This is a genomic window from Pantoea sp. Morm, from assembly GCF_016643525.1.
In the GTDB taxonomy this organism is placed as follows: Bacteria; Pseudomonadota; Gammaproteobacteria; order Enterobacterales; family Enterobacteriaceae; genus Pantoea; species Pantoea dispersa.
In genome coordinates this window covers 1-10,219 of the sequence record NZ_VOQX01000126.1, presented here as the reverse complement: position 1 = coordinate 10,219, position 10,219 = coordinate 1, and the positions used below count along the sequence as shown (strand labels likewise).

The 10,219-nt window shown below is 59.1% G+C and carries 10 protein-coding genes; 4 read left to right on the top strand and 6 right to left on the bottom strand.

Features of this window, described 5'->3' with window-relative positions:
• Positions 1 to 928: aminotransferase class III-fold pyridoxal phosphate-dependent enzyme (locus FT726_RS24445; protein ID WP_346303603.1), on the bottom strand; the 928-nt coding region annotated here is incomplete at its 3' end.
• Between the two features lie 109 nt (positions 929 to 1,037).
• Here FT726_RS24445 and FT726_RS24440 point away from each other — a divergent pair.
• Positions 1,038 to 2,531, top strand: a complete 1,494-nt coding sequence (locus tag FT726_RS24440) for a PLP-dependent aminotransferase family protein (protein ID WP_193751880.1) — start codon at positions 1,038 to 1,040, stop codon at positions 2,529 to 2,531.
• A 14-nt stretch (positions 2,532 to 2,545) separates the two neighbouring features.
• On the opposite strand, the gene FT726_RS24435 is transcribed toward FT726_RS24440, so the two are convergent.
• A complete protein-coding gene (locus FT726_RS24435; RefSeq protein ID WP_288421660.1) occupies positions 2,546 to 3,409 on the bottom strand; it encodes an aldo/keto reductase family oxidoreductase in 864 nt (287 codons plus the stop codon).
• Between the two features lie 97 nt (positions 3,410 to 3,506).
• Between FT726_RS24435 and FT726_RS24430 the strand changes: the two genes are divergently transcribed.
• A complete protein-coding gene (locus FT726_RS24430) occupies positions 3,507 to 4,418 on the top strand; it encodes a LysR substrate-binding domain-containing protein (protein ID WP_222952082.1) in 912 nt (303 codons plus the stop codon).
• Here FT726_RS24430 and FT726_RS24425 read toward each other — a convergent pair.
• Positions 4,399 to 5,001 (bottom strand): TetR/AcrR family transcriptional regulator, encoded by a 603-nt coding sequence (locus FT726_RS24425; RefSeq protein WP_021509093.1) that lies wholly within the window; start codon positions 4,999 to 5,001, stop codon positions 4,399 to 4,401. The genes FT726_RS24430 and FT726_RS24425 overlap by 20 nt on opposite strands.
• 129 nt (positions 5,002 to 5,130) lie before the next feature.
• On the opposite strand from FT726_RS24425, the gene FT726_RS24420 reads away from it, so the two are divergent.
• Positions 5,131 to 5,523: a RidA family protein gene (locus FT726_RS24420; protein ID WP_058759130.1), complete on the top strand. Its 393-nt coding sequence runs from the start codon at positions 5,131 to 5,133 to the stop codon at positions 5,521 to 5,523.
• Between the two features lie 83 nt (positions 5,524 to 5,606).
• Here the strand turns inward: FT726_RS24420 and FT726_RS24415 are convergent, their stop codons facing one another.
• The 3 genes from FT726_RS24415 to FT726_RS24405 all read right to left on the bottom strand — a co-directional run bounded on the left by FT726_RS24415 (position 5,607) and on the right by FT726_RS24405 (position 9,448).
• Complete coding sequence (locus FT726_RS24415) at positions 5,607 to 7,073, bottom strand: aspartate aminotransferase family protein (protein WP_282996331.1); 1,467 nt, start codon at positions 7,071 to 7,073, stop codon at positions 5,607 to 5,609.
• Positions 7,074 to 7,085: 12 nt separating this feature from the next.
• Positions 7,086 to 8,468 carry a diaminobutyrate--2-oxoglutarate transaminase gene (locus FT726_RS24410; protein ID WP_288421737.1) on the bottom strand — a complete coding sequence of 461 codons (1,383 nt, stop codon included), beginning with the start codon at positions 8,466 to 8,468 and terminating at the stop codon, positions 7,086 to 7,088.
• Between the two features lie 215 nt (positions 8,469 to 8,683).
• Complete coding sequence (locus FT726_RS24405) at positions 8,684 to 9,448, bottom strand: prepilin peptidase (RefSeq protein ID WP_346303602.1); 765 nt, start codon at positions 9,446 to 9,448, stop codon at positions 8,684 to 8,686.
• A 589-nt stretch (positions 9,449 to 10,037) separates the two neighbouring features.
• Here FT726_RS24405 and FT726_RS24400 point away from each other — a divergent pair.
• A partial coding sequence (locus FT726_RS24400) for a hypothetical protein (protein WP_346303601.1) occupies positions 10,038 to 10,219 on the top strand: 182 nt, incomplete at its 3' end.

Sequence of the window (10,219 nt, the reverse complement as noted above, 5' to 3'; positions counted from 1 at the left end):
GCGCGGCGGCAATCGATAGCGGATTGCCGGCGTAAGTACCGCCCAGCCCGCCCGGACCGGGCGCATCCATGATGTCAGCACGACCGCTCACCGCCGACAGCGGCATACCGCCCGCCAGACTTTTCGCCATGGTGATGAGATCGGGCTGCACGCTGTAGTGCTCCATGGCAAACAGCTTGCCGGTGCGGGCAAATCCGCTCTGAACCTCATCGGCAATCAGCAGAATGCCGTGCTCATCGGCCAGCGCGCGCAGCTGCGTAAGAAACTCTGCCGGCGCGATGTGGAAACCGCCTTCGCCCTGCACCGGTTCCAGTACGATGGCGGCCACATCCTGCGGCGCGATGTCGTGGCTGAACAGATCGTGCAGGCTGGCGATAGCGTCCTCAACGCTGATGCCGGTGACCGCGTTAGGGTAGCGGGCGTGAAACACCGAGGCCGGCATCGGGCCAAAATCGCGCTTATAGGGGGCCACTTTGCCGGTCATCGCCATGGTCATGAAAGTGCGGCCGTGAAAGGCGTTACCGAAGGTGATGATGCCGTGACGACGGGTAGCGGCGCGCGCCACTTTAACCGCATTCTCTACCGCTTCAGCGCCGGTGGTGAAAAAAGCGGTTTTGGCTTTACCGGCAATTGGCACCCGCTGATTGATGCGTTCCGCCAGCGCCACATAGCTCTCATACGGCGTGACCTGGAATGCGGTATGGGTGAATTTTGCTAACTGATCGGCAATGGCCTGCACGATGCGCGGATGACGGTGGCCGGTGTTGAGCACCGCGATGCCGCCAGCGAAATCAATCCAGCTATTGCCCTCAACATCACGCAGCGTGGCGTTTTCGGCCTGATCGACATACCACTGACAAAGATTACCGGTGCCGCGCGGCAGCGCGTCATCTTTGCGTTGTTGCAACTGGCTGTTTTTACCTTCCATAACCTTTCCTTAGCGATAAGCGTCTTTACAAATCACGACAAACACGCTTATTTATGCCTGCACTGAGCGCGGTTGCCAGAGCCAATTTCACTGAGAAGGATGGAGCCAATTGCGGAGTTTATACGCCGATCATGTATTGGAACGACTACAGTTTGTCGCGGAAGGCACGTTGCAGCAGCGCCTGCTGCACTGCATGCAGGCGGCAATTGTAGAGGGCATTTTCCCGCGCGGCTCGCGCCTGCCGGCGACGCGTGATTTAGCGCGAGAGCTGGCGGTGTCGCGTAATACGGTGCTCAACGTCTATGAAAATCTGGTCGCGCAGGGATATGTCAGCGCGCGCACCGGCAGCGGCACGTGGATTGCAGAAAATCTGCCGGAAGGGTGCCTCAACAGCGCGCCGGCGCTGCCGCTCAGTGAACCCCTGATGAGTAAACCGGCGGCGATTTCGAAACGCGGCGCCACGCTGCTCGGTCACGCCAATGCCTCGCCTTATCAGTGGGGCGCATTTGTGCCCGGCGCGCCGGATGTGCGTGAGTTTCCACATAAGTTGTTTAGCCAGATTCAGTCGCGCCTGAATCGCGAACCCGACATCGAGCGCCTGATTTACAGCAGTAACGGCGGCTGTCCGCAGCTGCGCCAGGCGCTGGCTGAGTATCTCAGCGTGGCGCGCTCGGTGCGTGCCGACGCCGATCAAATCATCATTACTGAAGGCATTCATCAGGCGGTGGATCTGGTGACGCGCGTGCTGTGCGACGCGGGCGATCCGGTGTGGATCGAGGAGCCAGGCTACTGGGGCACACGCAACCTGTTACGCATTAACGGGCTAAAAATTCAGGCCAAAGCGGTGGATGAACAGGGCATTATCCCGGAGCTGGCACCACGCAGCAAAGCGCCGAAGATGATTTTTGTGACACCGTCACACCAGTATCCGCTGGGTGTGCATCTCAGTCTGGAGCGGCGCAGACAACTGCTCGACCTGGCGCGCAAACACAAAAGCTGGCTGGTGGAAGATGACTATGACAGCGAATTTCGTTTCGCCGGCCAGCCCTTCCCCTCGCTGCAGGGCTTTGAACCGGATGCGCCGGTGATCTATATGGGCACCTTCAGTAAAACGCTCTATCCCGCGCTGCGTCTCGGCTATCTGGTGGTGCCAAAAGCGCTGGCGCAGCCGCTGCGCGTGGCGGCGGCCGAACTCTATCGCGGCGGGCATCTGCTGGTGCAGCGGGCGCTGGCGGAGTTTATTCAGAAAGGCCACTACATGACGCACATCCGCCGCATGCGCAAACTCTACAGTCAGCGCCGGCGCTTTATGATGACATTAATTGAGCGCTACCTGGGCGCGGCCTTTATGCCGGTGGTCAATCATGAAGCCGGACTGCATCTGGTGCTGAATCTGCCTCCGGGCTGCGACGATGTGGCGATTGCCGCGCTGGCGCTGCGACGCGGCGTGAAGGTGCGGCCGCTGTCGCAATACTACATGCATCCGCAGGAGCGACGCGGTCTGCTGCTCGGTTACGCCTGCGTGGATGAGCGCCAGTGCCAGGATGCGTTCGGTGTGCTCAAAGCCTGCCTGGTGGAAGCGGGCATCGCCGGGCGGGGATAGCCCCGGCGCGTGCCTTACGCCCGGCCAATGCTGTCCAGTTGCGCAACCACTTCCGGGCTCAGCGTCAGCGCCGCGCTGGCCAGATTCTGCTGCAGATGCTGCGGCGAGGAGGTGCCGGGAATCAGCAGAATGTTGTCTGAGCGCTGCAACAGCCAGGCGAGCGCCACCTGCAGCGTACTGGCGTTGAGCGCGCTGGCCACCGCGCTGAGTTGTTCCGACTGCAGTGGCGAAAAACCGCCGAGCGGAAAGAACGGCACGTAGGGAATGCCCTGCGCCGCCAGCTGGTCGATCAGCGCCTCATCCTGACGATTGGCGAGGTTATACAGATTCTGTACGCAGGCAATCGGCGTCATCTGCTGTGCCTGCGCCACCTGACTGGCGGTCACGTTGCTCAGGCCAATGTGCCGAATCAGGCCACGCTGCTGCAGTTTAATCATCGCCTCGATTTGCGGCTCCAGCGATCCCTCTGCCGGTCCATGAACGCTCAGCATCGAGCGTAAATTGACGACCTCCAGCACGTCGAGGCCGAGATTGCGCAGGTTATCTTCAACCGCCTGCGTCAGTTCCTCCGGCGTGCTGGCGGGCAGCCAGCCGCCTTTGGTATTACGTCGGGCACCCACTTTGGTCACCAGCACCAGATCGCTGGGGTAAGGATAGAGCGCTTTTTTGATCAGCTGATTGGTGATGTGCGGGCCGTAAAAATCACTGGTGTCGATGTGATTCACACCGGCAGCCACGGCATCGCGCAGCACCTGTAACGCGCGGGCCTCATCTTTTGGCGGGCCAAATACGCCGGGACCGGCCAGCTGCATGGCACCGTAGCCGAGACGGGCAACCTGACGGTCGCCCAGTGTGTAAGTGGTGGTAGCCTGTGACATGTAAACCTCCTTCATCGGATAGTGTTTAAATTGTAATCACAACGGTGCTGTGCGACTATCCGTGTAAATCAGGACAGACTGTACGGAGTGACGCACAATGGCGCTGGATATGGCGTTGCTGCATGCGGTAGTGGCGGTGGCAAAAGCCGGTGGATTTCGCGAGGCGGCGCGCATGAGCGGCAGCAATCCGTCGCGTTTGAGTGATGCGGTGCGGCGCGCCGAACAGCAACTGGGCGTTCGGCTGTTCAATCGCACTACGCGAACGGTGGTACTGACCGAAGCGGGCCGGGCGCTGATGTCACGGCTGCTACCCGCCATGAACGAAGTGGATGCGGCGCTGGATGCCCTGAACACGTTCCGTGACACGCCGGGCGGCACGCTGCGGCTGAACGTGCCGGTCAGCGCGGCGCGGCTGGTATTACCGGCGATTGTGCCGGGATTTTTGCAGCGCTATCCCGACATCCGGCTGGAGATCGTGGCGGAGAGTAATGTGCAGGACATTTTTCGCGACAGCTGCGATGCCGGTATCCGTTACGACGATCATCTGGAACAGGATATGGTGGCGCTGCCGATTGGTCCGCGCGTGCAGCGCTTTGCCGCGGCCGCGGCGCCGGCCTATCTGGCGGCTTACGGTACGCCGCAGCATCCGCGCGACCTGATGCAGCATCGCTGTCTGTATGGTCGTTATGCCACCGGGGTGACGGCCGAATGGGAGTTCAGCCGCGGCGCGGAACGCATCATGCTACAGCCGCAGGGGCCGCTGATTTGCAGCATCGGTGCGGCGATGGAGCTGACGGTGTCAACGGCCATCGCCGGTGCCGGCGTGGTCTATCTGTTTGAGGACTGGCTGAAGCCGGCGCTGGCCAACGGCAGTCTGCAACCGATTCTTGCCGACTGGTGGCTCAGCTTTCCCGGCCTGTGGTTGTATTACAATGACCGCCGGCTGATCCCGGCGCCGCTGCAGGCGTTTCTCAGCTGGATACGCGAACTCAATGCGACGCCGGGTTGACCAGCAGCCCGGAAACCAGCAGCCGAAAGGCCTGCACCGCACGCGGCAGTGCCGCGACCGGCTCATCGGCAGCGGCAATCCACAGCGCGGCATTGAGCGCGGCGCCGTTGACCAGTTGCGCCGCCGCTTCGGTATCGACCGGTTTCACCGTACCTTCCTCAATCAGCTCCGCCAGCATGGCGGCGGTGGTGCGCAGACAGGCGGTCTGATTAGGCCAGCGCGACGGATCGCCCAGCACCGCCGGGCCGTCCAGCAGCATGATGCGCTGGACTTCCGGCTCCAGCGACATCTCGATATAGGTAATGGCTTCCGCCAGAAACGCGTGCCAGCGAGTGTGATACTGCTGTCCGGCTGCGCGCATCTGCTCAAGAATCTCACCATCGATCTGGTCAATAACCGCCTGCAATAACCCTTTCTTGTCGCCAAAATTATGGTACAGCGCACCGCGCGTCAGCCCGGCGGCTGCCGTGAGGTCATCCATTGACGCTTCGCTGTAACCCTTCTGCGCAAACGCGCGTCGTGCAGCGGCAATCAGTTTGCCGCGTGTCTCTTCCACCTGGTCTGCCCGTCGTCTGGCTGCCATCGCTGTTCCTTAAATTTTGCATTGACATACGCCGCGTATGTAAAACATAGTAATACATACGCGGCGTATGTTAAAGCGAAAGCGGGCATAGCTAACCCGCTTTCTTCTCTCATCTTCAGGAGTACGATTATGAACAAACGCGATGCTGTTTTTCCAGCGGGCCGTCAGGCGTTGTACAACATCAATAAATACTCTGCGGCGATTCGCTCCGGCGATCTGCTGTTTGTTTCCGGCCAGGTAGGCAGCCGGGATGATGGCACCGCCGAGCCGGATTTCACGCGTCAGGTTAATCAGGCATTTACCAATCTCGCGGCGGTGCTGAAGGCCGCCGGTTGCAGTTTCGATGACGTGGTTGATGTCACTACGTTTCATACCGATCCGGAAGCGCAGTTCGCCACGGTGAACGAAGTACGGCTGCGCTTCTTCGGCGATGCGCCTTATCCCAACTGGACGGCGGTGGGCGTCAACTGGCTGGCGGGCTATGATTTCGAAATCAAGGTAATTGCGCGCATTCCGCAGTGAGCCAGCGTGCGGCGATCAGTCTTTAACCTATAAAAAAAGCCGCTAACCGTTGCCGGTTAGCGGCTTATTTACTTCACACCTAATCAGGCACTCAGCAGTTGATCAGCAGTTTTTTCTACCAGCGCCAGCAGCAGCTTGATGTCTTCCAGCGTGACGGTCGGGTTCAGCAGCGTCAGCTTCAGGCAGGTCATGCCTGCATGCTCGGTCACACCGACATTAGCGCGGCCTGATTCCAGCAGCGCATCGCCGATACGCTGGTTGAACAGGGCGATCTGCGCGCTGTCGCTCAGCCGGGCTGGACGATAGCGGAACAGCACGCTGGCCAGCTGTGGCTGCATTACCAGTTCCAGACGCGGCTCAGATTCAACGAACTGCGCGACGTCCTGTGCCAGACTCACGCCGTGGTCGATAATCGCGGCGTACTGTTTCTGACCCAGCGCTTCCAGACCCATCCACAGTTTCAGCGCATCGAAACGACGCGTGGTCTGCAGTGATTTGGACACCAGGTTCGGCACGCCGGCTTCTTCATCGAACTCGGAGTTCAGGTAAGCCGCCTGATAACGCATCAGCTCATAGTGACGCGCGTCTTTTAGCAGGAACGCGCCGCAGCTGATGGTCTGGAAGTATTGTTTGTGGAAGTCGAGGGTGACGGAATCCACCAGCTCCAGACCATCCAGGTAATGACGATACTTTTCAGACAGCAGCAGCGCACCGCCCCAGGCCGCATCCACGTGCACCCAGATGTTGTGCTCAGCGGCGATGGCTGCGATCTCACGCAGCGGATCGATGGCGCCGGCATCGGTGGTGCCTGCCGTCGCGACGATCGCCAGGATCTGTTCGCCGTTGGCTTCAGCCTGCGCCAGTTTGGCTTTCAGGTCATTCACGTCCATACGGGCGAACTGATCCGATTTCACCTGCACCACAGATTGATAGCCGTGGCCCAGCAGCGCCATGTTCTTCTGCACGGAGAAGTGGGCGTTTTCTGAGCACAGCACTTTAATCTTGCGCAGATCGCCAGTGATGCCGTGCTGCTGCACGGAATGGCCCTGACGCGCATAGAAAGCGTCACGTGCCAGCATCAGGCCCATCAGGTTGCTCTGCGTACCGCCGCTGGTGAACACGCCCGCATCACCGGCCGGATAGCCAACCTGCGCACGCAGCCACTCAATCAGTTTGATTTCAATAATGGTGGCAGAAGGGCTCTGATCCCACGAATCCATGCTCTGGTTAGTGGCGTTGATCAGCACTTCAGCCGCCTGGCTTACCACCAGGCTCGGACAGTGCAGGTGCGCAACGCACTGCGGATGGTGCACCGCCAGACTGTCTTTGAGGAAATATTCAATCGCACGTTCAATCGCGGCCTGGTTGCCCAGGCCGTTTGGATTGAAGTCGAGCGTGATACGCTCGCGCAGTTCGGCAACCGTTTTGCCCTGGTACATCTCAGGCTGTTGCAGCCACTGCACAACCGCGGCGCTGCTCTGGGCAATCGCCTGCTGGTACGCCTCAATGCTCGGGGCCGAGGCGGCCAGAATCGGGTTTACTTCAGACATTTACTCTTCCAGTCAAACAGGTTTGACGCCAGCGCCCAGCAGCGCCTGCTCAAATTTATCCAGGAACACGGCCAGCTCTTCGTTGCTGATCAGCAGTGATGGCAGCAGGCGCAGTACCGCACCATGACGACCGCCACGCTCCAGAATCAGACCGGCTTCGAAGCATTTTTTCTGCAGCAGTGCAGAGAGTTCGCCGTCGGCCGGGAAGCTGCCCATGTGGTCAGCTGGCTCGTGTGGCTTAACGATTTCGATACCGATCATCATCCCGAGGCCGCGTACGTGACCAATAACCGGGAAGCGTTTCGCCATCGCGTTCAGCTGGGCTTTCAGCCATTCACCCTGTTCTGCCACTTTGCCGGCGATGTTCTGCTCGGTCAGGATCTTCAGCGTCGCCAGACCGGTTGCCATCGCCAGCTGGTTGCCGCGGAAGGTACCGGTGTGGTGGCCAGGTGACCAGGCGTCAAACTGCTTTTTGATACCCAGCACGGCCAGAGGCAGACCGCCGCCCACCGCTTTAGACATCACGATGATGTCTGGCTCAATGCCCGCGTGTTCGAAGGCAAAGAACTTACCGGTACGGGCAAAGCCAGCCTGGACTTCGTCGAGGATCAGCAGAATGCCGTGTTCCTGGGTCACTTTGCGGATGCGCTGCAGCCACTCAGCTGGCGCCGGGTTCACGCCGCCTTCACCCTGTACCGCTTCGAGGATCACGGCCGCAGGCTTACGCACGCCGCTTTCAACGTCGTTGATCAGGTTTTCGAAGTAGTAGGTCAGGGCTTTCACGCCAGCTTCGCCGCCGAGGCCCAGCGGGCAACGGTACAGGTGCGGGTAAGGCATGAACTGCACTTCTGGCATCATGCCGTCAACCGCTTCTTTCGGCGACAGGTTGCCGGTCACGGACAGCGCGCCGTGCGTCATCCCGTGGTAACCGCCAGAGAAGCTGATTACGCCGCTGCGGCCGGTGACTTTTTTCGCCAGCTTCAGCGCCGCTTCAACGGCATCAGCACCGGATGGACCGGTGAACTGCAGGCAGTACTCTTTACCCTGACCTGGCAGCAGCGCGAGCAGAGATTCGGAGAACTGATCTTTCAGAGGCGTCGTCAGATCAAGAGTATGTAACGGCAAGCCGCTGGTAATGACATTTTGGATGCTCTGCAGAACATCAGGATGGTTATGACCAAGTGCCAGCGTCCCTGCGCCAGCCAGACAGTCAAGATATTGTTTGTTTTCAACATCCGTAATCCACACGCCATTGGCTTTGGCAATCGCTAAAGGCAACTTGCGCGGGTAACTCCTGACGTTTGATTCAAACTCAGCCTGACGGGCTAAGAATGCGTCGTTGTTTCCGTTGAATGAGTTGGCACCAAAAGTATCAATACGGACTTTATCCGTCATCATATCTCTCCTTCAACCGGGGCTCGAACAGGCTGGCCGATTGACTAGTTGAACAAAAAAGTATCAGTGGCTCAAAAAACGCGGCCAATATAGAGCCTTTTGACGCACATCACAATGATTAATTTTGTTTAGAATTGTTTATTCTTTTCATATAGGAATCAGGACGTTGGACAGAAACTGGCCACTTATTTTAGCGCCGCGATATGAACAGGCGATTAAATAATCGTGTGAATAAAAAGACTTATGCCCGCCAGTGCCAGCCACGGACCAAAGGGCAGCACGTGATACAGCTCGCGTTGCCAGCCTAATCGGGCCAGCAGAACAAACAAAATTGCGCCTGTGCAAGCCAGTAACAGCACAAAGGGTAAAAGCGCCCAGCCAAGCCAGGCACCCAGCGCAGCCAGCAGTTTGGCGTCTCCGCCCCCGAGACCGGGGCGCTTGTTTATCAGCTGATAGAGTTCACCCACTAGCCACAGCGTGCTGTAGCCAGCTATCGCACCGAACACGGCATCATTCAGCGTACCGGGCAGCCAGTACAGCGCTTTGAACAGCAGGCCAAGCCACAGCAGTAAAAGGGTGAGAGCGTCCGGCAACAGCAGATGCTCAATGTCGATGAGGGTTAGCGCCAGCAGAATCCAGGCGAGCAACAGGGCGGCAGGCAGGCGGCTATCGGGCGGCAGCAACAAGGCCAGCGCCAGGCTGATCGCGGCGGTGAGCAGCTCCGTCAGCGGGTAGCGCAGGCTCACCGGGTGGTGGCAGTAGCGACAGCGTCCGCGTAACAACAGCCAGCTGAGCAGCGGCAGCATATCGATCGCGCGCAGCGTGGTCTGGCAGTGTGGACAGTGCGAGCGCGGCAGCAGCAGGGTAAGGCCGGGTTGCGGGTTCATTACCTGCTGCGGCAGGCGATAAATGACTACGTTGAGAAAGCTGCCGACACAGAGCGCCAGCAGTGTACCGATCAGCCAGTAGGCGATTTCCATGAGGTTTTCTCCTGCTGTCCATGCAGCGTTGGGTTTCTCGGTTGCCATCAATGGCGACCGTGCAGATCATGGCGCGGTTACCGTGGGGGCGATTTTTTGCCCGGTTGCACGGCAGGTTGCCATAAAGGTGCCGCGTAACCTGTTTGCGCGATAAATCGCGCCGCTACCAGTTCTGTGCGGTTTGACGACAGGTCACCATAAATGGCGACCCTACAGGTTTCACAGGGTGCGCATTTATGCGCACCGCGAAATCGCGCCGCTACCAGTTCTGTGCGGTTTGACGAAAGGTCGCCATAAATGGCGACCCTACAGGTTTCACAGGGTACGCATTTATGCGCACCGCGAAATCGCGCCGCTACCAGTTCTGTGCGGTTTGGCGACAGGTCGCCATGAATGGCGACCCTAAAAAACCTGTAGGGTGCGCATTGATGCGCACTGCGATCTGTCGCTAACCCTGGCCGGTGTGCGAGAGGCACAATACGCCGGTGGAGACGGCGTGGCGAGCAGCAAAGCGGCGTTGCAGCGATTTGCAGCAGGATTTACGAGCGGGTTCCAGAGAACAGAGGAGATATAAGCGGGGGATGCCTGAATGCTGTGGGCAGGCAATGACCAAATCGATGCGAAGACAGGCAAAAATCCAATCGATGGGCCAGCTGAGGCGGGCAACAATCTAACCAATACGCCAGTGGCGACAGATAATAATCCAGTCAATGCGCCAGCGAATTTACTGGCTCTGTTTAAACTGCTGCATGGCTTCCAGCACATTGCTGG

Coding starts and splice junctions, on each gene's coding strand:
- FT726_RS24435 (WP_288421660.1), bottom strand. CDS start 3,409: ATGTCACAGGCTACCACCACTTACACACTGGGCGACCGTCAGGTTGCC.
- FT726_RS24430 (WP_222952082.1), top strand. CDS start 3,507: ATGGCGCTGGATATGGCGTTGCTGCATGCGGTAGTGGCGGTGGCAAAA.
- FT726_RS24425 (WP_021509093.1), bottom strand. CDS start 5,001: ATGGCAGCCAGACGACGGGCAGACCAGGTGGAAGAGACACGCGGCAAA.
- FT726_RS24420 (WP_058759130.1), top strand. CDS start 5,131: ATGAACAAACGCGATGCTGTTTTTCCAGCGGGCCGTCAGGCGTTGTAC.
- FT726_RS24415 (WP_282996331.1), bottom strand. CDS start 7,073: ATGTCTGAAGTAAACCCGATTCTGGCCGCCTCGGCCCCGAGCATTGAG.
- FT726_RS24410 (WP_288421737.1), bottom strand. CDS start 8,468: ATGACGGATAAAGTCCGTATTGATACTTTTGGTGCCAACTCATTCAAC.
- FT726_RS24405 (WP_346303602.1), bottom strand. CDS start 9,448: ATGGAAATCGCCTACTGGCTGATCGGTACACTGCTGGCGCTCTGTGTC.